The 22,228-nt window shown below is 69.9% G+C and carries 21 protein-coding genes; 10 read left to right on the top strand and 11 right to left on the bottom strand.

Annotation, left to right across the window (positions count from 1 at the left end; translation table 11 throughout):
• Positions 1-24 precede the first annotated feature (24 nt).
• Positions 25-2,925, bottom strand: coding sequence for an arabinosyltransferase domain-containing protein (locus ABZ195_RS14190; RefSeq protein WP_355218675.1), 2,901 nt, complete (start codon positions 2,923-2,925; stop codon positions 25-27).
• A 172-nt stretch (positions 2,926-3,097) separates the two neighbouring features.
• On the opposite strand from ABZ195_RS14190, the gene ABZ195_RS14185 reads away from it, so the two are divergent.
• Positions 3,098-3,877, top strand: coding sequence for an S-methyl-5'-thioadenosine phosphorylase (locus ABZ195_RS14185; RefSeq protein WP_355219212.1), 780 nt, complete (start codon positions 3,098-3,100; stop codon positions 3,875-3,877).
• Entirely contained in the window at positions 3,874-4,905 is a 1,032-nt protein-coding gene (locus tag ABZ195_RS14180; protein WP_355218673.1) for an NAD-dependent epimerase/dehydratase family protein, read from the top strand. The genes ABZ195_RS14185 and ABZ195_RS14180 overlap by 4 nt, the downstream gene beginning before the upstream one ends.
• Positions 4,906-4,912: 7 nt before the next feature.
• Here the strand turns inward: ABZ195_RS14180 and ABZ195_RS14175 are convergent, their stop codons facing one another.
• The gene (locus ABZ195_RS14175; protein WP_355218672.1) at positions 4,913-5,266 is read right to left on the bottom strand and encodes a hypothetical protein; all 354 of its coding nucleotides are present in this window, start codon (positions 5,264-5,266) and stop codon (positions 4,913-4,915) included.
• Positions 5,267-5,388: 122 nt separating this feature from the next.
• Between ABZ195_RS14175 and ABZ195_RS14170 the strand changes: the two genes are divergently transcribed.
• Positions 5,389-6,516, top strand: a complete 1,128-nt coding sequence (locus ABZ195_RS14170; protein ID WP_355218670.1) for a nitronate monooxygenase — start codon at positions 5,389-5,391, stop codon at positions 6,514-6,516.
• 10 nt (positions 6,517-6,526) lie between these two features.
• Here the strand turns inward: ABZ195_RS14170 and ABZ195_RS14165 are convergent, their stop codons facing one another.
• Both ABZ195_RS14165 and ABZ195_RS14160 read right to left on the bottom strand, forming a co-directional pair.
• Positions 6,527-7,552, bottom strand: a complete 1,026-nt coding sequence (locus ABZ195_RS14165; protein ID WP_355218668.1) for a HAMP domain-containing sensor histidine kinase — start codon at positions 7,550-7,552, stop codon at positions 6,527-6,529.
• Positions 7,539-8,228, bottom strand: coding sequence for a response regulator transcription factor (locus ABZ195_RS14160; protein ID WP_355218666.1), 690 nt, complete (start codon positions 8,226-8,228; stop codon positions 7,539-7,541). Before ABZ195_RS14160 ends, ABZ195_RS14165 begins: the two co-directional genes overlap by 14 nt.
• Before the next feature lie 103 nt (positions 8,229-8,331).
• Between ABZ195_RS14160 and ABZ195_RS14155 the strand changes: the two genes are divergently transcribed.
• From ABZ195_RS14155 to ABZ195_RS14145, 3 genes are read left to right on the top strand one after another with little or no spacing between them, the layout of a single operon-like run.
• Complete coding sequence (locus tag ABZ195_RS14155) at positions 8,332-8,988, top strand: glycosyltransferase family 2 protein (protein WP_355218665.1); 657 nt, start codon at positions 8,332-8,334, stop codon at positions 8,986-8,988.
• 8 nt (positions 8,989-8,996) lie between these two features.
• On the top strand, positions 8,997-9,671 hold the full coding sequence (locus ABZ195_RS14150) for a DUF2064 domain-containing protein (RefSeq protein ID WP_355219210.1): 675 nt from the start codon (positions 8,997-8,999) through the stop codon (positions 9,669-9,671).
• Positions 9,661-10,293 carry a methyltransferase domain-containing protein gene (locus tag ABZ195_RS14145; RefSeq protein WP_355218663.1) on the top strand — a complete coding sequence of 211 codons (633 nt, stop codon included), beginning with the start codon at positions 9,661-9,663 and terminating at the stop codon, positions 10,291-10,293. The genes ABZ195_RS14150 and ABZ195_RS14145 overlap by 11 nt, the downstream gene beginning before the upstream one ends.
• A gap of 6 nt (positions 10,294-10,299) precedes the next feature.
• Here the strand turns inward: ABZ195_RS14145 and ABZ195_RS14140 are convergent, their stop codons facing one another.
• A complete protein-coding gene (locus ABZ195_RS14140) occupies positions 10,300-11,655 on the bottom strand; it encodes a hypothetical protein (RefSeq protein ID WP_355218662.1) in 1,356 nt (451 codons plus the stop codon).
• A gap of 147 nt (positions 11,656-11,802) precedes the next feature.
• On the opposite strand from ABZ195_RS14140, the gene ABZ195_RS14135 reads away from it, so the two are divergent.
• Both ABZ195_RS14135 and ABZ195_RS14130 read left to right on the top strand, forming a co-directional pair.
• On the top strand, positions 11,803-12,573 hold the full coding sequence (locus ABZ195_RS14135) for an endonuclease/exonuclease/phosphatase family protein (protein WP_355218661.1): 771 nt from the start codon (positions 11,803-11,805) through the stop codon (positions 12,571-12,573).
• A 70-nt stretch (positions 12,574-12,643) separates the two neighbouring features.
• On the top strand, positions 12,644-13,303 hold the full coding sequence (locus ABZ195_RS14130; RefSeq protein WP_355218659.1) for a PhoU domain-containing protein: 660 nt from the start codon (positions 12,644-12,646) through the stop codon (positions 13,301-13,303).
• Between the two features lie 36 nt (positions 13,304-13,339).
• Here the strand turns inward: ABZ195_RS14130 and ABZ195_RS14125 are convergent, their stop codons facing one another.
• From ABZ195_RS14125 to ABZ195_RS14115, 3 genes are read right to left on the bottom strand one after another with little or no spacing between them, the layout of a single operon-like run.
• Entirely contained in the window at positions 13,340-14,503 is a 1,164-nt protein-coding gene (locus ABZ195_RS14125) for an FAD-dependent oxidoreductase (protein ID WP_355218658.1), read from the bottom strand.
• A gap of 34 nt (positions 14,504-14,537) precedes the next feature.
• Complete coding sequence (locus ABZ195_RS14120) at positions 14,538-16,898, bottom strand: glycoside hydrolase family 65 protein (RefSeq protein ID WP_355218656.1); 2,361 nt, start codon at positions 16,896-16,898, stop codon at positions 14,538-14,540.
• Entirely contained in the window at positions 16,895-17,641 is a 747-nt protein-coding gene (locus ABZ195_RS14115; RefSeq protein WP_355218654.1) for a beta-phosphoglucomutase family hydrolase, read from the bottom strand. Before ABZ195_RS14115 ends, ABZ195_RS14120 begins: the two co-directional genes overlap by 4 nt.
• Before the next feature lie 190 nt (positions 17,642-17,831).
• Here ABZ195_RS14115 and ABZ195_RS14110 point away from each other — a divergent pair, with 190 nt between their 5' ends.
• Together ABZ195_RS14110 and ABZ195_RS14105 are read left to right on the top strand one after the other, a co-directional pair.
• A complete protein-coding gene (locus tag ABZ195_RS14110) occupies positions 17,832-19,007 on the top strand; it encodes an acyl-CoA dehydrogenase family protein (RefSeq protein ID WP_355218652.1) in 1,176 nt (391 codons plus the stop codon).
• Positions 19,008-19,014: 7 nt separating this feature from the next.
• Positions 19,015-20,124: an acyl-CoA dehydrogenase family protein gene (locus tag ABZ195_RS14105; RefSeq protein WP_355218651.1), complete on the top strand. Its 1,110-nt coding sequence runs from the start codon at positions 19,015-19,017 to the stop codon at positions 20,122-20,124.
• A 34-nt stretch (positions 20,125-20,158) separates the two neighbouring features.
• Here ABZ195_RS14105 and ABZ195_RS14100 read toward each other — a convergent pair whose 3' ends face one another.
• The 3 genes from ABZ195_RS14100 to ABZ195_RS14090 all read right to left on the bottom strand — a co-directional run bounded on the left by ABZ195_RS14100 (position 20,159) and on the right by ABZ195_RS14090 (position 22,227).
• Complete coding sequence (locus tag ABZ195_RS14100) at positions 20,159-21,307, bottom strand: AI-2E family transporter (RefSeq protein WP_355218649.1); 1,149 nt, start codon at positions 21,305-21,307, stop codon at positions 20,159-20,161.
• Positions 21,308-21,322: 15 nt separating this feature from the next.
• Complete coding sequence (locus tag ABZ195_RS14095) at positions 21,323-21,478, bottom strand: DUF6131 family protein (protein ID WP_263996066.1); 156 nt, start codon at positions 21,476-21,478, stop codon at positions 21,323-21,325.
• A gap of 134 nt (positions 21,479-21,612) precedes the next feature.
• Positions 21,613-22,227 (bottom strand): pyridoxamine 5'-phosphate oxidase family protein, encoded by a 615-nt coding sequence (locus tag ABZ195_RS14090; RefSeq protein WP_355218648.1) that lies wholly within the window; start codon positions 22,225-22,227, stop codon positions 21,613-21,615.
• Position 22,228: the final 1 nt, after the last annotated feature.

Genomic DNA, 22,228 nt, shown 5'->3' with positions numbered 1-22,228 from the left:
CGAGGCATGTCGCATGGGCGACCGTCATCTCTCCGGGGGCAGGTGCGCGACGCCGCCGATGCCGGGCACCAGTTCCCTGGTCACCGTCCGCCGGTACGCGTCGCGGGCCAGTCCGCCGAAGACCTGCACGCTGCCCCAGTCGACGTCGGGCCTGCCGACGAGGCGGCTGGGCACCTCGTGCAAAGTGCCGAGGACCGTCATGGTGGCGAAGACCCCGCCGATGTCGCGACGCCGGTCTTCGATGAGGGAGGTCCGCGGTGAGTCGATCACGGTCAGCGGCGTGGTGGCCACCCCGGCCGTCACCCGCGGGACGTCGCGGATGCAGGGGAACAGGAAGGCCATCGGCCAGCCGACGAGCACGGGGCCCTTGTCGGCGAGGAACGCCGTCAGCCCGATCACCGATCGCAGCCGTGGCCCGGTGAAGGCCAGCCACCCCAGGGTGTCGGTCCGGTCGTCGACGGCGCTGACGCGCACCCGGTCGGCGCCGGCCGGAAAGGCGGTCGCGTCGACGCCCAGGGAGCGCCACAGGGGATGGGCGGGGTCCTCGTCGGCGGCGGGCCGGTCGACGGGAACGATCTCGCCGAGCGAGGTGACGCCGGTACCGTCGGCGCGGCCGAACTGAAAGGCGAGGCGGTTGCCGCCGTCGGTGCGGCCGGCGACCGACACGGTCACCCCGCCGTTGGCGGGTTGGGGCGGCAGGACGAACCAGCGACTCGTCGCGTCGCCGGTCGCCGCGTCGTCGGGAACGCGGCTGCCCCACAGGTAGGTCGACGTGCCCGTCCCCGGTGGGTCGGGCGGCGAGGCGTCGGCGGGATAGCCGGAGCCGCGGTCGAAGCCCGAGAGCTTCTCGCCTCCGTCGGCCGAGGCCGTCAGGACCGGACCGTCGGGCAGTACCTCGACGTCGTCGGCCAGGCCGCACACCCCGCCTCCGGTGAGGCGGTGCAGGTTGATTCGCGCCAGCGATCCCTCGCTGCGGCGCAGCGGCGCGGCGGCGAAGGACCCGAGCAGCAGGGTCAGCGCGGCCCCGAGCGCGATGACGGTCGTCACGGCGGGTGCCCGGGCCAGACGGTGGCGCCGCGACGTCACCGACACCGCCACGACGGCGACGAGCCACGGCAGGGGATTGCCAAGCGTGAAGCCAAGGGGTGCAACGGGTTCCGATTCCCAGGGCACGTCGTAGACCACGGGCAGCCACCACGCATTGGGCCCGTCGAAGGCCACGGCCGCGGCGCCGATCAGCAGCAGCGTGCCCGCCAGGGCGGCGACGTTCGTGTACCGGTCGGGGGTACGCGCGCGCCGCACGATCAGTACCACCCCCACCGTCAGGAGGGCCGCGACCGGGCCGGCCACCGCGCCGAGGTGGTAGGACCACTTCGACGGCGACACGGCGAAGAGTGCCAACGCGGCGACGACGACTGCCGCCGTCCGCAGGGCCGCCCGACCGACGACGTCGCGGCGGGCGCGGGGCAGCGCGAGCAGGCCGACGACGGCGATCATGGCCGCCGCCAGCAGGATTGGGAGCCGTTTGGCCGCGCTGCCCTGCTGGTCGGTGCCCAGCAGGTAGCGGTACCGGTCGGGTTCGTCCCACCACGGCAACGCGGGCCCGAAGAACGTGTGCCAGTCACTCGCGACGAGCAACCCGTCCCAGGTCTGGTCGGCGAAGACGATCGTCAGGCCAACGGCGGCAAGGCAACCCAGCGCCGCGACGATGGCGGCCAGTGGGGTCCGGGTGGGCGCGCCGGCGCGCAGGGTGGACAGCAGGCGCGGCGCGCACACCGCGATCGGAGCGGCGACCAGGACGCCACTGGGGCTGATGGGCACGGTCACGGCGACCACCAGTGCGAGCATGCCCAGCCCCCGCAGGTCGCGCACCCGCAGCGCCAAGGCGAAGGCCACCGTCACGCCGAGGGCCACGTAGGACTCCGGCCGCGTGCCCAGGTTGAACGGCAACCACGCGGCCAGCAGGCTCACCGCCGCGAGCGACCGGACCCGAACCGTCGCGGCGCGCACCGGCAGCGTCGCGCCCAGGACCCCGCGGCTCAGCACGAACCAGGTGGCCGCCGCGAGCAACGTGCTGGGAAGGCGCAGCCACAGGGGCGCGATGCTGACGGTCGTCAGCGGCGCGAGCAGTTCCTGACTGAACGCGAACGGCGTCTCGGGGGCGTTCCACCAGCGGTAGTAGTTGCCGGGGCTGCCCGTCGACGCCACGTTGCGCGCGATCATCGACGCCCATCCGTCGTCGACCGCCAACGGCCCGATCACCGCCCACCCGGCCAGCGTCGCCACCACGGCGACGTCGACCCACCAGGCGGGCCGCCAGCGCGGGCGCCGCCGGCGGCGCCTCGACCGGGGCAGCAGCGCCACGACGCCGGCGGCCGCACAGAGCTGCACCGCGACGAGCGCGTACTTCAGCGCCCCCGGCGTCGTGGCGAACGGATCGGTGACCTCGGCGGTGACGGAGAGGCCTGCGGCGGCCGCGGGGCCAAGATCGGTGCGGAACCCGAACACCTGGGGGACCTGCCGGCCGGCCAGTTCCGTGCGCCGTCCGTCGGGTGCGTCGACGGTGACGCCGTCGGGCCCGGCGGTGATCGTGGCGCGGCACTCGACGCCGGCAACGGGTGCGACGTCCACCGTCTGGCCGTCGACTCGGACCGCGGCACCGGTGACGGTCAGCGCGCCGGGACCGGTGCCCGTCTCGAGCACCGTGCGATCTGCTCCGGCCGCCCGCAGCGCCGAGCAGGGGACCGTCGCGGTCAGCGTGGCGGGCCGGTACGGCACGATCGCCGCCGTACTGGAGGTCACGGACCGACCCGGCTCGGGCCATGTCACGGTGGTGGTGTCGACCCAGGTGGGCGCGAACGGCAGAGCCAGCGCGGCCAGGATGCCGACGAGGCCGAGCAGCATCGTCGGCCACGGGTGCGTCATCCGCTGGCCTGCCGTCGGGGACGTAGTCAGTGCGTACCTTGCCGGGTCGGTGGGTGATGCCAGATTCAGGTTGTCAGCAGATGGGGTCGCGGCGTGAACGCGACGACCGGTCGTCACACCACCGTCATGATGCGCCCGCACGAGCGCGTCGGACGCGATACCGGACAATGGGCTGATGCTCGCAGTGATCGGTGGCAGTGGCTTCTACTCATTCTTCGGCTCGGATGCCCGCAGTATCAGCGTCGACACCCCGTACGGCTCGCCGAGCGGCGCCATCACCGTCGGCACCGTCGGCACCCACGAGGTCGCCTTTCTGCCGCGCCACGGCGCCAACCACGAGTTCAACCCGCACACCGTGCCGTACCGCGCGAACATGTGGGCGCTGCGGGCGCTCGGGGTGCGGCGAATCTTCGCCCCGTGCGCCGTGGGCAGCCTGACCACCGAGCTGGGGCCCGGGTCGATGGTGGTGCCCGATCAGCTGGTCGACCGCACCAGTGCCCGCGCCGACACCTACTTCGACACCGGCGGCATCCACGTCGGGTTCGCCGATCCGTACTGTCCGACGCTGCGCGCCAACGCCGCCGAACTGCCCGGCGTGGTGGACGGGGGCACGATGGTGGTGATTCAGGGTCCCCGCTTCTCGACGCGCGCGGAGAGTCGCTGGTTCGCCTCCCAGGGCTTCACGCTGGTCAACATGACCGGATACCCCGAGGCGGTGCTGGCCCGTGAACTGGAGATGTGCTACGCCGCAATCGCATTGGTGACCGACCTGGACGCGGGCATCGAATCGGGCGCGGGGGTGACGGCCGTGGACGTGTTCGCCGAGTTCGAGAAGAACATGGTTCCGTTCAAGAAGTTGGTGCGCGAGGCGATCGGCAGCGTGGCTCAGGACCGCACCTGTACCCACTGCCTGCCCCACCACGGCGTCACCCTGCCGTTCGAGCTGCCGTGAGGGTCCTCGTCACCGGTGCCGCGGGCTTCATCGGCACGCAGGTGTGTGCGGCCCTGAGGTCGCGCGGACACGAGGTCGTGGCGGTCGACGCGATGCTGAGCGCCGCCCACGGCGACGCGACCACCACCCCCGAGGGCGTGCTCGAGGTCGACGTGCGCGACGCGTCGGGCATCGCCTCGCTGCTGCCGGGGGTCGACGTCGTCTGCCATCAGGCGGCGGTGGTCGGTGCCGGGGTGGACGCCTCGGACGCGCCGAACTACGGCAGCCACAACGACTATGGCACCACGGTGCTGCTGGCCGAGATGTACGCCGCGGGGATCCAAAGGCTGGTGCTGGCGTCGTCGATGGTGGTCTACGGCCAGGGTGGCTTCGACTGCCCGATCCACGGCGTGGTCGACCCGCTGCCGCGCACGACGGCGGATCTGGACGCGGGGGTGTTCGAACACCGCTGCCCCATCGGTGGCGAGGAGTTGGCCTGGCGACTGGTGGGGGAGGACGCGCCGCTGCGGCCCCGGAGCCTGTACGCGGCCAGCAAGACCGCCCAGGAGCACTACGCGCTGGCATGGGCCGAGGCGACGGGCGGCTCCGTCGTCGCGCTGCGCTACCACAACGTCTACGGCCCGATGATGCCGCGGGACACCCCGTACTCAGGGGTGGCGGCGATCTTCCGGTCCGCCATCGAAAGAGGCCAGCCGCCAAGGGTATTCGAGGACGGCGGTCAGATGCGGGACTTCGTCCACGTCGCCGACGTCGCGGCGGTCAACGCCGCTGCGGTGGAGGCCGACACGGGTGGCTTCGCGGCCTTCAACGTGTGCTCGGGACGGCCGATCTCCATCATGGACGTGGCGACGAGGATCTGCGACGCCCGCGGAGGTCAACCGCCGGTGGTCACCGGTCAGTACCGCAGTGGCGACGTCCGCCACATCGTCGCCGATCCCGCCGCGGCCGCCGAGGTGCTGGGTTTTCGCGCGGCGATCGACCCGGACGACGGCTTGCGCGAGTTCGCGTTCGCCCCGCTGCGGGGGTGACCGCCGGTCAGATCGGGCCCGCGTTGCCCGCCATCGCCCACCCGGCGGCGATCATGGCGGCCTGAGTCAGGCATCCCAGCACGGGCAGCCAGAACGCCACCCGGCGACGCGCCAACGCGACGATCGCGGCGGCGGCGAAGAGCAGGCCCACGACGTCGGATCCGATGACTGCCGCCATGGACCACCAAATCCACGTCTCGTCGCCGCAGTCGACGTAGGCGCAGTTGTCGGTCGACATCGGCAGCGCGATGACGCTCGTGAAGGAGAACGCGGCCAGGCCGGCTTGCGCGAGGAGGAACGCGACGGTCACCACCACGTCGGCGATCCGGCCGCCCCGGGTGGTGGGTGGGTGAACGGTCACGTGCCATCCCGTCGGTCGTGGACGTCGTCGTCCTTCACCCTAGGGCCGCTGCGGAGGGCCTCGGCGCACCAATTGACCGGGCGGTTGTTGGCCTTTGACACCCGTCAAGTAATACTGCAGAGATGACGACCCCGATCTGTGAGCAGTACGGAATCGACTTCCCGCTGTTCGCCTTCAGTCACTGCCGCGACGTCGTCGCCGCGGTGACCAACGCCGGCGGCCTCGGTGTCCTCGGTGGCACCGCGTACACCCCGGAGGCGCTGGAGAGGGAACTCGCCTGGATCGACGAGCAGGTCCGGGGCAAGCCGTACGGCGTGGACATCATCGTGCCTGCCAAGTTCGAGGGCAAGGGCGAGAAGCTCGCCGCCGGTGCGCTGGTCGACAGGATCCCGGCCGAGTACCGGGAGTACGTAGCCGAACTGCTTGCCGCCCATGACATTCCCGACGACCGCGAGAGGCGCCTGGGCGGCAGCAGCCTGTCCGGCGACACCGGCGAGGCACTCCTCGAGGTGGCGCTGCGGCATCCGATCAAGTTGATGGCCAACGCCCTCGGAGTGCCGCCGCCCTACATGATCGAGGCCGGTCGGTCCTCCGGTGTCCCGGTGGCGGCCCTGGTCGGCGCCCGCGAGCACGCGCTCAAGCAAGTGGCCGCCGGCGTCGACCTCATCATCGCCCAGGGCACCGAGGCCGGCGGGCACTGCGGTGAGGTGTCGACGCTGGTGCTGGTGCCCGAGGTGCTCGACGCCCTGGCCGAGGTCGGCAGCGACATCCCGGTGCTCGCCGCGGGTGGCATCGTCACCGGGCGACAGATGGCGGCGTGCGTGGCGATGGGCGCCGCGGGCGCCTGGACGGGATCGGTGTGGCTGACCACCGAGGAGGCCGAGACCGCACCGCACACCAAGGAGAAGATGCTCGCCGCGAGCTCCCGCGACACCATCCGGTCCGCCGGCCGCACGGGCAAGCCGTCGCGGCAACTGGTGTCGGACTGGACCGACGCGTGGGCACCCAATCCCGGTGGGCGCACACCACTTCCGCTGCCCCTGCAGTCGATGCTGGTCGAGCCCACGCTGCGCCGCGTCGACAAGCTCGCCGCCAGCGGTCACCCAGGCGCGCAGGAGCTGGCCACGTATTTCGTAGGACAGGGCGTGGGGTTGATGAACAAGGTGAAGCCGGCGCGTGCCGTGGTGCTGGAGTTCATCGAGGACTACCTGGGGGCCGCGCAACGGTTGGGTGCGTCGGTCCCCGACTGAGCGGGTCCCGCTACTGGCCGGCCAACGGGAGTCGCACCTCGAAGCGGGCGCCGTTCTCCAGGTTGTAGGCCGAGACCGTGCCGTGGTGGGCGTGCACCAGCCCGGCGGCGATGGCCAGGCCGAGGCCGGATCCGCTGGGCAGCGAGGAGTCCTCGCGCGGTACGCGGCCGTTGGACCCGCGGTAGGCGACGTCGAAGACGCGCGCGAGGTCGGCCTCGTTGATGCCGACGCCGGTGTCGTCGACCCTTGCCCAGGCGCCCTCGCCGTCGGAGCCGATGGCGAGTTCGACACTGCCCCCCTCGGGGGTGTGGGCGATGGCGTTGGCGACCAGGTTGGACAACACCCGCACCAGGGCCCGGTCACTTCCGATCACCCCCACGGGGGTGGCGGGCACCGTCGCGCGCAGCGCCACTCCCGCCCGCTCGGCGGCGATGCGGTGTGCGGAGACCACGTCGTCGACCACCTCGTCGAGGGACACCTTGTCGTAGGCGGGTTGGACGGCGCCGGCGTTGATCTTCGACATCTCGAACAGGTCGTCGACCATCTCGGAGAGCCGGATGGTCTCGTGCTCGATGTGCTTGGCGTGCACCCGAATCTCGTCGTCTTCGACGACGCCGTCGGCGATCGCCTCGGCGACCGCCCGGATTCCGGCCAGGGGAGTGCGAAGATCGTGGCTCACGAATGCGACGAGTTGGCGCCGCGACTGCTCGGCCATCTCGTCGGCCTCGCGGATCTGCTGTTCCCACACTGTGCGTCTGGCCTGGAAGCGGGCCAGCATGATGGCGGCCGGGATCGTCACCACCGACACGATCACCAGCACGACGGCGATGCCCTCGTACCGGGGCGAGGCCATGAAACCGCTGGCCCCGAACACGCCGGTGAACGTGGCCACCGTCGGGATCAGCACCAGGACGACCATGCTCAGCGTCAGCGACCAGGATCGGGCCAACCGGATCAGGATTGCGCCCGCCACCACCACCGGCACCGAGCACGCCAGCGAGAAGCCGACGATTTGCCACAGGTCAGTCGACGGCATACCGCTCCTCGCTCCACATGTAGCCGCGTCCCCACACCGTTTGCACCCGGTGCTCGTTACCCAGCTTGGAGCGTAACCGCTTGACGTGCACGGTGACGGTGGACAGATCACCGAAGTCCCACTGCCACACCATCTTCAACAGCTCTTCCCGGGTAAAGACGGTGCCCGTGTGGGTGAGGAAGAACAGCAGTAGGTCGAATTCGCGATTGGTGAGGCTGACGGGCTGACCGTTGACGGTCACCGATCGGGCGGCAGCCGAGACGGTCATGTCGCCGACGGTGATCACGACCGGTTGCGTGCCGGGAGAGGCGGGTGCGCGGCGCAGCACCGAGCGCACGCGCAACGCCAGCTCCCGCGGGCTGAACGGTTTGACCAGGTAGTCGTCGGCGCCGGCCTCGAGCCCGGCGATGCGGTCGTCCTCTTCGCCGAGGGCCGTCAGCAGGATCACCGGCACCGCGAAGCCGCCGCGTTCACGCAGCACCCGGCATAGAGCCAAACCGTCGGGTCCGGGCATCATCACGTCCAGGACGGCAACGTCGATCTGCTCGGATCCCAGCATGCGCAGGGCTTGATTTCCGTCACGGGCGACCAGCACGTCCAACCCGTCACGCTCGAGATATCGACGCACGACGTCGCGGACGACGTTGTCGTCGTCGGCGATCAGGACTCGGGTCACAACGTTTCAGAGTAGTCGGGCAAAGGCGATGCCCGAGGGCACGTCACGGATTCGTTAGCGTTCGCAGCGCGGCCAACCAGCAAGGGTGGTTAACCTTGCGCCCGTGGATCCAACTCGGGTGACGGTGGTGATGCCCTGCCTGAACGAGGCGGAGTCGCTGCCCGGAGTCATCGCGCTGATGCCGGAGGGGTACCGGGCCCTGGTGGTCGACAACAACAGCACCGACGGCACGGCCGAGGTGGCCCGACGATGCGGAGCCACCGTCGTGCAGGAGTCGGTGCCCGGATACGGTGCGGCCGTCAACGCCGGTGTCGTGGCCGCGTCCACGCCGATCGTGGCGGTCATCGACGGCGACGGATCGCTCGATCCGCGGGAACTGCCCAAGCTCGTCGAGGATCTCGACTGCGGAGCCGACATGGCCGTCGGTCGGCGTCGTCCCCTGCCCGGGGTCGGCTGGCCGTGGCACGCCCGGCTCGGCACGCAGGTCGTGTGCTGGCGGCTGCGCCGTCGGCACGGCATCGCGGTGCACGACATCGCACCGATGCGGGTGGCGCGCCGCGACGCCGTCGTCGGGCTAGGTGTAGAAGACCGCAGATCAGGGTATCCGCTGGAACTATTGGTCCGGGCCGCCGCCGCGGGCTGGGTGATAGCCGAGCGCGACGTGGCCTATGGTTCGCGGACCGGCGGCAAGTCGAAAGTGAGCGGATCGGTGCGGGGCAGTTTCTTTGCGATACTTGACTTTTGGCGGGTGATTTCTTGAGGCCGGAGCTGTCCGTGGCAGTGCTGGTGGTCGCCAAGGCCCCGGTGCCCGGCCTGGCGAAGACCCGGCTGGCCGCCACGCTGGGCAACGCGGCGGCCGCCGACATCGCGGCCGCCGCCCTGTTGGACACCCTCGACAGCGTCGCCGAGGCACCCGTCGCCGCGCGCGTCGTGGCGATGACCGGCGATCTGGGCGCCGCCAGCCGCAGTGCCGAAATCAAGGCTCGACTGGCCGATTTCACGGTCGTCGACCAGCGCGGAGACGACTTCGCCGATCGTCTCGCCAACGCCCATGCCGATGCGGCCGTGGCAGGTGGGGGATTGCCCGTTCTGCAGATCGGCATGGACACCCCGCAGGTGAGCGCCGAATTGCTGGCCGAGTGCGCCGCCACGCTGATGTCCACCGATGCGGTGCTGGGCATGGCCCGCGACGGCGGCTGGTGGGTGCTTGGCCTCACCGATCCGCGCAGCGCCGAGTGTCTGCGGGCGGTGCCGATGTCGACGTCGGAGACAGGCGCCGTAACGCTTGGTGCCCTTCGGGACACCGGGCTCACCGTGGGATTGGTATCCGAGTTGGCAGACGTCGACACCGTCGACGACGTCGAAGCAGTTCGCCGGGCGTGCCCGCCGAACAGTCGATTCAGTCAGGTGACCTTGGCTGTGGAGGTGGGACGTGCTGGGTAATCTCTACGACGAGGCGCTGACGGGTGAGCGATGTTGGATTCGCTACGACGACGGCAGCATTCAGGGCCTCCCGGTGCACAGCTGGCTACCGGGCGGCAAGCGGCTCGACAAGGCCTTCGACGAGGCCGTGCTCGACATGTGCGACGGGCCCACGATCGACCTCGGTTGTGGGCCGGGGAGATTCGTCGCCCACCTGACCAAGCTCGGCATACCGGCCCTTGGCGTGGACCAGTCGCAGACCGCGGTCGAACTGGCCCGCCGCAGCGGCGCGCCGGCTCTGCGGCGTGACGTCTTCGACCGATTGCCCGGCACCGGCCGCTGGGGCACGGTGCTGCTGGCCGACGGCAACGTCGGCCTCGGCGGTGACCCGACGCGCGTGCTGCGGCGGGCCCTGGAACTGATGCGCAGCGGAGGTCGCTGCGTGGCCGAGTTCGACCCGAACATCAGCGGTGTTCAATCCCGTTGGGTCCGGCTGGAATCGGCCACCACCGTCGGCCCGTGGTTCCCCTGGGCGTCGGTGGGAATCGACTGCGCCAAGGAGTTGGCCGAGGACGTCGGCCTGGCGGTCAAGGAAGTCCTGCCGATCGGACAGCGCGTGCTGGCCAGCCTCGCCGCCGCCTGACCTTCGTCACCAGTTCGTCAGGATGAGGTGGTTGAGCGCCAGGGCGCCGATCACGTTGAGGCTCAACCACCACCGATGCGAACGCGGGGCGAGGAGCGCGCCGGCCGCAGTCAGCCAGACGGTGTAGGGCAACCAGATTCGTTCGACTTCGGCCTTGCTGAGCATGCTGAGGTCGGCCAGCACGATGGCCAGCAGTGCGAACAGGATCACCAGGTGCAGCCCCGAGCGCGCCTTGATCGCCTTGAGGTCAAAGACGCGCGTCAACCCCGCCACGGTGCCCAGGCCAATGGCGCACACCACCGATGCGAAATTGGCCCACGCCCAGTATTGGAACGGCCGGTTCATCGCGATGCCCTGCCAGTAGCGTTGCTGCACCAGCACGTAACCGTCGAACCACCAGAATCCGGTCAGCGCGAACGCTCCCACCACGGCGAGGGCGGTCACCACCGCGGGAACGAGGGCGCGCAGTGCTGAACGGACGTCCTTGGCGGCGATCAGCACGGCCACCGCGGGCAGGGCAATCAGGCCCAGCCCGTAGTTGAGGAAGATGCCCCAGCCCAGCAGCAGACCCGCCCCGGCCCCGGCCAGCACCCCCACCCTCGGCGTGCTGCGGACGGCAATTGCCAGCAGGGCCAGACCCCAGGCCGCCACCCCGGCGAAGTACCCGTCGGCCGAGACGGCGATCCAGATGGCCGTCGGCGCCACGGCGACGAACGGGGCCGCGCGGCGGGCCAGGTCCTCACCGGAGAGCGTCTTCGCCGCGACCAGGATCGCCGCGGCGGCACTGGAGCCGACCAGGAGGCACAGCAGGGCGGCCCACGCTCCGCCGCTCAGTCCGATGCGCTCGAGCCACACGAAGGTCAGCAGCGCGCCCGGCGGGTGGCCCGAGACGTGGGTGATCCACGAATCGGGTTGGAAGTCGAGGATTCTCGACGAGAACGTCCGCAGCGCATACGGGATGTCGGTGACCGACGGCACCTGCCGCAGGTACTCGTTGGTGGTTTCGAGGCGACGCGCGAAACCCAGTGACCAGCCGTCCACCATCGCCAGCGAGAAGGCCCATGCGCACGACGTCGCCCACGCGACCCACGGCACCGCTCGCCACGGCAGACGCCGGGCCGCCGCGGGTCCCCACAGCGCGGTGGCCAGGCCGATCGCGATCGCAGGCACGGTGCCCCAGCCCACGTGGGCGTTCCACCAGCCGAAGATCGGTGCGGTCTGGGCGTACATCGAGATCTGGCGTGCGGTGCTGTTGATCAGCGGCGTGACGATCCCCAGGCCGAGGTGGGGGACCGTGAACGCGGCGGCGACCAGTAGGACTGCCGCGACGGCGGCGACGATCTCGCGGCGGGCGGACTTCACGCCTACCCACCATAGGCGGGGCGCCTGCCGGGTCGGCGTGACGGTTCGCCGACGCGGGTGACGCGGCGCTCGTTAACGCCTCGTGCCAGCTGCGCGCCGAAACGCCCCGCCGCAGGGCACACGGTGACGTGGGGTACGAAGGACTGCATGCGGCTCGCGACGTTCAACATCCTGCATGGCCGAACGGTGGGTGACGGCGTCGTCGACGTGCAGCGGCTCCAGGAATGCGTGCGCAGCATCGACGCCGACGTGCTGGCGTTGCAGGAGGTCGACGTCGACCAGCCACGGTCCAACCTCGCCGATCTGACGGCGGCGGCGGCCGAGGCCATGGGCGCGGTCACCCATCGCTTCGTCGCGGCGATCGCCGGTACGCCGGGCGCCGCGTGGAGCGCTGCCACCGGTGACGAACGACCCGGTGCGGCCGCGTATGGCATCTCGCTCTTGTCGCGCTATCCGGCGACGGCGTGGCAGGTGGTACGGATGTCCAGGATCCCGGTCAAGGTGCCGGTCTACGTGCGCGGGCTCAACCGGGTGATCGTCATCGACGAGGAACCCCGCGCCGCGGTGATCGGCTGCTTCCAGACCCCACTCGGCCCGCTCACCGTCGCCAACACGCACCTGTCCTTCGTGCCGGGCTGGAACCGGCGCCAGCTGCGTCACCTCACCCACGATCTTCGCGCCCTGCCCGGGCCCCACGTGATCGCCGGCGACTTGAATCTGGGACCCAGGGCGGCACGGCGTTCCTCGGGCATGCGTGCACTCGCGACCACGCCGACGTTTCCGTTCGACTCGCCGAGCCGCCAACTCGACCACCTGCTGACCGACGACGACGGCCTGATCGCGACCGAGGCCCGTGCGCCGCAGATGCCCATCTCCGACCACCGGCCGCTGATCGTGGACCTCAGCCGTCGCCGCTAGTCCGGAGGTTTGGCGCCCCGGATCCCGGGTACCTCGCCTGCACGACGGCCACGTCATCCAGGAGACCCCCGTGCGCACCGACTTTCGCCAGCAGCTCGAATCGCTGCGAGCCGATCTGGGCGTGATGTGCGAACTCGCCGGTGATGCGGTGGGTCACGCCACCCGCGCCCTGCTCGACGTCGACGGGGACGCAGCGGCCCAGGTCACGCGCAGCATCGGACGTCTCCGGTACCTGCACCAGGCCGTGGAACGTCGCACGCTGGCCATCCTGGCGAAGCAGGCCCCGGTGGCCGGCGACCTCCGCCGGGTGGTGACCGCGATCCACGTCGCCGCCGACGCGGACCGGATGGGCGGCCTCGCCTCCCACGTCGCCAAGGTCGGTCTACGCCGCCACCCCGACTCGGCGGCACCGCCGCAGCTGCATACCCGGTTCGACGAGATGGGTTCCACCGCAATGCGTCTCGCCGATTACTGTCGCGACATCCTGATCACCGGAGACTGCTCCCAGGCCGACCGGGTGCGATCCGAGGACCGTCTGATGGAGACGATGCACCGGGAGTTGTTCGCCGAGGTGATGAGTTCGCGGTGGACCCATGGGCCGGTGGTCGCCTCCGACGTCGTCCTGCTCGGACGGTTCTACGGTCGGTTCGCCGACCACGCCGACGAGATCGCGCGGCGCATGGTGTTCCAGACCAGCGGCGAGCCGCTCGCCCGCAACCTGGCGGTCTGACCCGAAACCGGCCGCCGCCAACGGTATTCGAGCTCGCTACGCCGGCGCGGGCCGACCCTCGGCGATCAACTTCTCGCCGAGGTCGTAGTCGTCGTCGGCGTTGCACGTCAGAACGCCCACGGTCTTCCCGTCGGCTTCGTACCAGACCGTGAAGCCCTCGTCGTGGTCGACGACCCGGCTGTGGTCGTACCCGTCGCCCCAGGCGTGGTGCTTGACCGTCGCGTCGCCGATCGTCGACCAGAACCCCGGCACGGCATGCCATGTAGCGGTCGCACCCGCCGCCTGGGCGCCGGCGACCTCGCCGTGGTCGACCGCGTCCTGCCAGTGCTCGACCGCCACGTGCCGGCCGGCGGCGGTGTTGAAGGCGAACGCGACGTCGCCGACGGCGAAGACGTCGGGCGCCGAGGTCCGCATGTCCGCACCGACGACGATGCGTCCGTCCCGCACATTCAGGCCGGCGGCCGAGGCCACGTCGCCGTGCGGTGAGACGCCGGTGGCGGCGATTACGAGATCGCTGTCGACGGACACGCCGTCCTCGAGTCGCACACCGGACTCGTCGACGGCCGTCACCGACGTGCCGCCGACGTATCGCACACCCGTCGCGGTCACCAGGTCGAGCAGTCGACGTCCGGCCTCGACGCCGAGGCGCTTCTCCTGCGGCACCTGGTCGGGGGCCACCAGCGTCACGGCCACGCCGCGCATCGCCAAGGACGCCGCGGCCTCGCACCCGATGAAGCCGGCGCCGATCACCACGGCCGAGCGAGCCTCGGCGGCGCCGTCCCGAATGCGCCGCGCATCGGCCAATGCACGCAGCAGCAGCGCTCGCTCGCCACCGGAGACCGGTAACGGCGACGGCCCGGCGCCACAGGCAAGGATCAACGCGGAGTACGGAATTCGTTCCCCGTCCACGGTGACGGTGTGGGCGACGACGTCGAGGTCGGTCACCGGCCTGCCGTGGCGAAGGTCGACGTTGCGCTCGACGAACCACTCCGGTGGATGCAGGAACAGGTCGTCGGCGTCATCGGTCTCGTCGAGTTCGCCGCGCAGGAACTCCTTGCTCAGGGGAGGCCGCAGGTAGGGCAGGTCCGGATCGGCACTGCACACGAGGACCGTTCCGTCCCCGCCATTGCGGCGATACGACTCGACCGCGCTGATACCCGCTGGGCCACTTCCGACGACGACCAAACCCGGTGTGCTCACCGCGATCCCTTACCCGCTCTGCGCGTCGGCACACTCATCGCTGGCGACGATGTGGCCGGCGGCCCGCGGGCTGCGCAGGCTCGGGCAGCAACGGGGTGAGCGCGTGCAGCCGCACCGTGACCGGTGCGTCGGTGCTCAGCTCGAGCTCGGTTCCGGCGTGCCGGATGGTCAACCGCGCGTCGTCGCGCCCGTCACAGGCTTCCAGGCCGTAGACCACGTCCCCGTGGTTGGCGTCGACCGTGACCCGCAGGCCGCGCCAACGGATGCGGAATCGCAGCCGGGTGATCTGCTCGGGCAGGTGCGGGTCGAGTTCCAGCACGCGGGCGTCGTCGCGCAGTCCACCGAACCCGGCGACCAGCGCCGTCCAGCCTCCGGCGAGTGAGGCCATGTGCAGGCCGTCGCTGGTGTTGTCGTGCAGGTTGCGCAGGTCGATCAGCGCCGCCTCGTAGGCGTAGTCGTGGGCCAGTTCGAGATGTCCCACCTCGGCGCACAGCACGGCCTGGGTCGACGCGGACAGCGACGAGTCGCGCACCATCCGCGGCTCGTAGTAGTCGACGTTGCGAGCCTTCTGCTCCCGGGTGAAGGCGTGACTCTGCCAATGCATGGCCAGGACCAGGTCGGCCTGTTTGATCACCTGGGCCGGGTAGAGCCGCACGTAGGACTCGTGCAGCAGCAGCGGATACGCCGTGTTGTCGTGAAAGTCCCACTCGCGCAACGTGGTGAAGCCCTCGCACTGCTGGTGCACACCGAGGCCCGCATCGACGGGCACGTGCACGGCGTCGGCCGCGTCCCGCCAAGCCGCGGTCTCCTCGGTGGTGACGCCCAGGGTCCTGGCGCGTTCGGAGTGGCGTGCGCAGGCATCCGCGGCGATGCGCAGGTTGTCCGCTGCCATCAGGTTGGTGAAGACGTTGTCCCGCACGACCGCGGTGTACTCGTCGGGTCCCGTGACGCCGTCGAGGTGCCATCGGCCGTGGCGGTCGTGGTGGCCCAGGGAGACCCACAGCCGGGCGGTCTCGATGAGCACCTCGAGACCACAGTCGGCCTCCAGCGACTCGTCCCCGGTGACCACGCGGTAACGCTCGAAGGCGATGGCGATGTCCGCGTTGACGTGCCAGGCCGCGGTGCCGGCCGGCCAGTACGCCGAGCACTCCTGCCCGCGGATGGTCCGCCACGGAAAGCTGGCACCGGCCAGGTCGAGTTCGGCGGCCCGCGCCCGGGCCAGGTCCAGGGTCGAGGCTCGCCAGCGCAGGGCGTCGGCGGCGGCGTGGGGGTGGGTGTAGGTCAGCACGGGCAGCACGAAACCCTCGGTGTCCCAGAACGCGTGGCCGTCGTAGCCGGTGCCGGTGAGGCCCTTGCCCGCGATGGCCCGCCGCTCGGCCCGGGCGCTGGCCTGAAGCACGTGGAACAACCCGAAGCGCACCGCCTGCTGGATCTCGGGGTCGCCCTCCACCTCGACGTCGGCGTCGTCCCAGAAGTCGTCGAGGTACGTGCGCTGAGCGTCGAGGAGGCCCTGCCACCCGGTGTACCGCGCGCCGGTGAGCGCCCCGGCCACCTGGTCGTGCAGCGCCGGCCGCGAACGCAGGCTGGACCAGCCGTAGGCCAGGTACTTCACGACGCGAAGCTTCTGACCGGGGCGTAACCCGCAGATCACCGTGGTGCGGGCCACGTCGTCCCAGCACTCGGTGTTCACCTCGACCCGGCCGGGCACCTCGACGTCGTGATCCATGGCGGCGGCCATGGTCAGTTCGCTCAGCCGGGTGCGGTGGATGAGCACGGCCCGCTCGCCGTCGCAGTCGTGCGACACGGCCTGCAGGGGCTTCTCCAGCAGGGCCGCCGCTCGCGGGTCCTCCGAGGTCTCGGGCTGATCCTCATTGGCCACCAGCTCCGATTGCAGTGTGATCCTGGTGAATTCGTCGACGGCCTCGACGACGTACTCGATGGCGGCGACCCCGCGCTGAGCCAGGGACACCAGCCTGGTTGCGGTCACGTCGACCAGGCGGCCCGCCGGTGAGCGCCACCGGACGGTACGGGTCAGCGTGCCGGCGCGAAAGTCGAGAACCCGTTCGTGATGGTGCAGTTCGCCGTATCGGACGTCGAGTGGCTCGTCGTCGACCATGAGGCGCAGGATCTTGCCGTTGGTCACGTCGACGAGGGTCTGGCCCTCCTCTGGATAGCCGAAACCTGCCTCGGCGTAGGGCAGCGGTCTGATCTCGAAGAACGAGTTGATGTAGGTCCCCGGCGTGCCGTGCGGTTCGCCCTCGTCTAAGTTGCCGCGCATCCCGATGTGGCCGTTGGACAGGGCGAACAGCGATTCGGACTGGGCGAGGACGTCGAGGTCCAGGGTGGTCTCCCGCAGACGCCACGGCTCGACCGGGTAGATGGGGTCCGGACTCATTGGGCCGAGAGCAGGTCGGCGAGATCGGTGACGACGACGTCGGCGCCGTGTTCGCGCAGCGCCTCGGCCTGTCCGACGCGGTCGACGCCGACGACGAAACCGAAGTGGCCCGCGCGCCCGGCCTCCACGCCGGAGAGGGCGTCTTCGAACACCGCCGCCGCCGAGGGATCCACGCCCAGACGCCGGGCGCCCGCCAGATAGGAGTCCGGCGCCGGCTTGCCGGCGATGTGCTCCTCCCGAATGGTCACGCCGTCGACGCGCTGGTCGACGAATTTCGCCAGCCCGGTCAGCTCGAGCACCTCGCGGGTGTTGGCCGACGATGACACCACCGCAACCGGAAGACCTTGGTCGGCAACGGCTTCGAGGTAGCGCCGCGAGCCCTCGAACACCTTTACGCCGTCCGTCTTCATGGTCTCGAGGAACGCGGCGTTCTTGCGGTTGCCAAGACCGTTGACGGTCTCGGCCCCGGTCTCGCCGTCGTCCGGGTCGCCCTCGGGCAGGTTGATGCCGCGACTCTCCAGGAAGGACCGCACCCCGTCGGCCCGGGTCTTGCCGTCGACGTAGCGCAGGTAGTCGGTGTCGGCGTCGAAGGGCGTGAACTCCGATCCGTCGGCCTCGGCCCGCGACTTCAGGAAGTCGTCGAACATGGCCTTCCACGCCGTGCGGTGCACGCTCGCGGTGTCGGTCAACACCCCGTCCAGGTCGAAGAGGCAGGCGTGGACACCGTCGGGCAGGCCTAACACGTGGCACCTTCTTCGCTCGTCGTCGCCGGGCGCTCGACCGGCGCCCGCCGCGGTCGTGCATACCCATTTCCGGCAAAGTCCCCACCATCGGCGGTCCGGCACCGAATACCCCAGGATCGGGCCGCCGACCGAAGGCATAACCTTGCCGGGGAGTGGGTCACGGCGGTACCAGAGAATCGGAGGTTGGACTATGAAGTTGGCGCTCAGTGACGACGAGGCCGCATTCCGCGACGAGTTGCGGGATTTCTTCACCACCAAGATTTCGGAGGACATCCGCGCCCGGGCCCGCGCCGGCGAGCTCAAGATGCCCGACGACGTGGTGACCTCGCAGCGGATCCTGAACGAGCACGGCTTGGCCGTGCCCAACTGGCCCGTCGAATGGGGTGGCAAGGACTGGACGCCGTTGCAGCGGCAGATCTGGTCCGACGAGATGCGGCTGGCGTGCGTGCCGGAACCGCTGGCGTTCAACGCCAGCATGGTCGGGCCGGTGATCGCCCGGTTCGGCTCCCAGGAACTCAAGGAGCGCTTCCTTCCGGCGACGGCCAACGTGGACATCTGGTGGTGCCAGGGGTTCTCCGAGCCCGAGGCGGGTTCAGATCTCGCGTCGGTGCGCACCACGGCCGTCCGCGACGGCGACTCCTACGTCATCAACGGTCAGAAGACGTGGACCACGCTCGGGCAGTACGCGGACTGGATCTTCCTTCTGGCCCGCACCGACCCCAACGCCCCGAAGCGCCAAGCCGGCATCTCGTTCCTGCTGGCCGAGATGTCGACCCCGGGCATCACACTGCGGCCGATCAAGCTGATCGACGGGGGTTACGAGGTCAACGAGGTCTTCTTCGAAGACGTCCGGGTGCCCGCCAACCAGCTCGTCGGCGAGGAGAACAGCGGCTGGACCTACGCCAAGTTCCTGCTGAGCAACGAGCGCACCGGCATCGCGCGGATCGGCACGACGAAGGTGTGGCTGGCGCAGGTCAAGGAGCACGCCGCGCAGACGGTGACCGAGGACGGGACGCTGCTGCAGGATCCGTTGTTCGCCGCCCGCGTGGCCGAGATCGAGAACGAGCTGCTGGCGCTGGAGCTCACGCAGCTGCGGGTCAGCGGTTCGGAAGCCGACGGCAAGCCCAACCCGGCGTCGTCGATCCTCAAGCTCAAGGGCAGCCAGCTGCAGCAGGCGGTGACGGAGTTGCTGGTCGACGTCGCCGGGCCCGACGCGCTCCCGTTCGACGCCGGGGACGGCATCGGCTCGCCACCGTGGGCTCAGCTCGCCGCCCCGAAGTACCTGAACTACCGCAAGGTGTCGATCTACGGCGGCACGAACGAGGTGCAACGCTCGATCGTCGCCTCGACCATTCTGGGACTGTGAGGACGCCATGAACTTCGACTTGACCGACGAGCAGGAACTGCTGCGCAACATCACCAGCGAGGTGCTCGAGCGCAACTACGACGTCGAGAAGCGCCTCAAGGTCACCGAGACCGAACAGGGCTGGAGCCGCGATGTCTGGGGCCAGCTGGCCGAGATGGGAATCCTCGGCCTCGGGTTCGACCCCGACGAGGCGGGGCAGGTCGAATTGACGGTGGTGCTCACCGAGATCGGCCGGCGTCTCGCGCCCGAGCCCGTCGCCGCGGCCGCGCTGATCCCTGGCGGCATCATCGCCGAACTAGGCGACGACCGGCACGCCAAGCTGCTGGACGCGGTGGCCGAGGGCCAGACGCTGTTGGCGTTGGCACACCATGAGCCGGGCATGCGCGGTGTCTCGACCCGCGTGATGACTCGCGCTGAGCGCCAAGGTGATTCGTGGACGGTGACCGGCCGGAAGAATCCGGTGCTCGCCGGTGACGCCGCCGACGTGTTCGTCGTCAGCGCGTCGCTGCCGGACGACGGTGGCGTCGGCTTGTTCGTGGTGAACGCGGATGCGGTGAGCCGCAGCGCGTTTCGCACGTTCGACGGACAGCGGGGAGCGTCCGTCGAGTTCCCCTCTGCCCCCGCGGAGGCGCTTGGCGCCGGTGGGGACGCCAGTCAGGGTCTGCACGGCGCCCTCATCCGGCATCAGTCGGCGCTCTGCGCCGAAGCCGTCGGCGCGATGGCCGAGGCCTTGCGGCTGACCACCGAGTATCTGACCACCCGCAAGCAGTTCGGGGTCCCGCTGAGCACCTTCCAGACGCTGACCCATCGTGCGGCGGACATGTACGTGTCCCTGGAACTCGCCCGCAGCATGAGCCTCTACGCCGCGATGTCGATTGCCGACGGGAACCCCGACCCCGTGATCGCTGCGCGGGCCATGCTGCAAGTCTGCCGATCGGGTCGTCACATCGCTCAGGAGGCGATCCAGTTGCACGGCGGCATCGGCGTCACCGCCGAATATCCGGTGGGGCACTACGCCGCCCGGCTCACCGCGATCAGCCAGACGCTGGGTTCGGCCGACGACCACTTGCGGATCCTCACCCGCGGGCTGGACGACTACGGCACGGTGTCTCTCTAGGAGTGTCTCTCTAGGAACGGTGTGGCTCTGGCGATCAGGCCGGGCTGGGATGGGGTTCGTCGTCGGCCTGGGCGTCGACGAGCGGCCCGTCCTGTTCCCTGAGCGCCTGCGTGCGGGCGCCGGGGTCGTCAGCAGTCAGCACCCGCACGAAGCTGTTGAGGAATGCGATGGCGGGCACGGCGAGAAGCGCACCGATGATGCCGGCGAGCACGCCGCCTGCGGTGAGTCCGAGGACCACTGCCAGCGGATGAATGGAGACGGCCCGTCCCATCACCAGCGGCTGCAGCACGTGAGCCTCGAGTTGCATGACCGCGACGATGAGGCCGAGGGTGATGAGCGCGTACACGAATCCCTTTGCCAGCAGCGCCACGATGACGGCGAGGAAGCCGGTGGCCAGCGCACCCACGACGGGGATGAACGCGCCGAGGAAGATCAGCGAGGCCAGTGGGAGCGCCAGGGGAATGCCCATGATGGCCAGCCCGCTGCCGATGGCCACCGCGTCGACGAGGGCGACCAGGGAGGTGGCCCGGGCGTATCCGGCGAGGGAGTGGAAGCCGGCCGCGCCCGCCTCGTGCACGCGGGCCCGGTGTTCCACCGGCACGACGCGGGTGACGAAATTCCATATGTTGCGGCCGCCGAGGAGGAAGAAGATGACCGCGAAGAGCAACAGGAACGCACCGGCGAGGATCTCGACGATGGTGCCGGCGGTGGACAGGGCGCCGGTGGTCAGCTGCGCCTGGTGGGTGCGCAACGCGTCGGTGAACGTGCCGACGGCGAGGTTGAGCTGATCGCGGCTTAGGGCGGCCGGGCCGTTGATTAGCCAGTCGCGGGCTCCCTCGATGCTTCGGGTCACCTGGTCGACGAGTTGCGGTGCGCCTTCGACGAATTGGTTGACGACGAAGGAGAGGATCCCGCCGAACACGGCGAGACCGAAGACCAAGACGAAGGCTACCGCGCCGCCGCGGGCCGCTCCCTTGCCGTCCAGATAGTCGACGGCGGGTGCCAGCAGGGCGGTGAGAATCAGGGCCAAGGCGACCGGTACGACGACTACTCCGAAGAACACCAGGAATTCGAAGACGACGTAGGCGGCACCGGCGAGGAGGAGCAGGCGCCATGCCCACGCCGCGGACGCACGCACGAAGGGGCTGACCCAGTGGTCGGCGTGGTCCGCAGCGGGGGGCACGACGGCGTTACTGCGCTAGAACCAGACTTTTCGACCACCGACCGGACGGCCGACGGCACCCAGAATGAACAGGATGATGCCGATGACCAGCAGAATCCAGCCAATGGTGACCAGAAGGGGCAGCGGCAGCAAATAGCCGGCGACGAGGAGGATGATGCCGAGGACGATCATGATCAGTCCGATCAGTAGTAGCGGGTGAAACTGTCGGAGAAAGGAATTGCCTCATTCGTCAAATCCAAACCCGCTGAGTCTCACCAATTTCCAATGAAGAACTATGCGTCGGCTTTGCGCCGGTCGCGGCCTTGCTAGTACAGGATCTTGCGGACGTTTTCCTCCGCGTAGTACTCCTCTAGCTGTTGATCGCTCATCTCCGGCTTGATCGCCTTGGCCAGCTGCGCCACGCTCGGCACGGCGGTGGGATCCCATGTCTCCGGCTTCCAGGCGTCCGACCGCAGGAACGCCTTTGCGCAATGGAAGAACACCTCGTCCACGTCGATCTCCAGCGCAAGGATGGGCCGCTTGCCGTCGACGGTCATCGCGTCGAAGTAGTCCGCGTCGGACAGGATGCGCGCGGTGCCGTTGATCCTGAGCGTGTCCCCCCTGCCGGGGATGAGGAACACCGTGCCGACGCGCGGCCTCTGCAACACGTTGACGAAACCGTCGACGCGACGGTTGCCCGGCCGCTCGGGAATGGCGATCGTGGTGTCGTCGACGACGTGTACGAAGCCGGGCGGATCGCCCTTGGGTGAGACGTCCACCCGTCCCTCGGCGTCGGTGGTGGCGACGAAGCCGAGTGGCGAATGGGCGAGCCAGTCGCACTGCGCCTCCGACAGCCGGTCCTTCACCTTGTTCGCGGTGGCAGGTAGCGGATGACCGACGATCGCGCGCAGATCCTCCTCGGTGGTGACTTCTCGGGTCATG

This window comes from Mycobacterium sp. NPDC006124, assembly GCF_040614235.1.
Lineage (GTDB): Bacteria > Actinomycetota > Actinomycetes > Mycobacteriales > Mycobacteriaceae > Mycobacterium.
The sequence above is the reverse complement of the archived record's forward strand: the minus strand, read 5'-3'. Positions and strand labels throughout refer to the sequence as shown.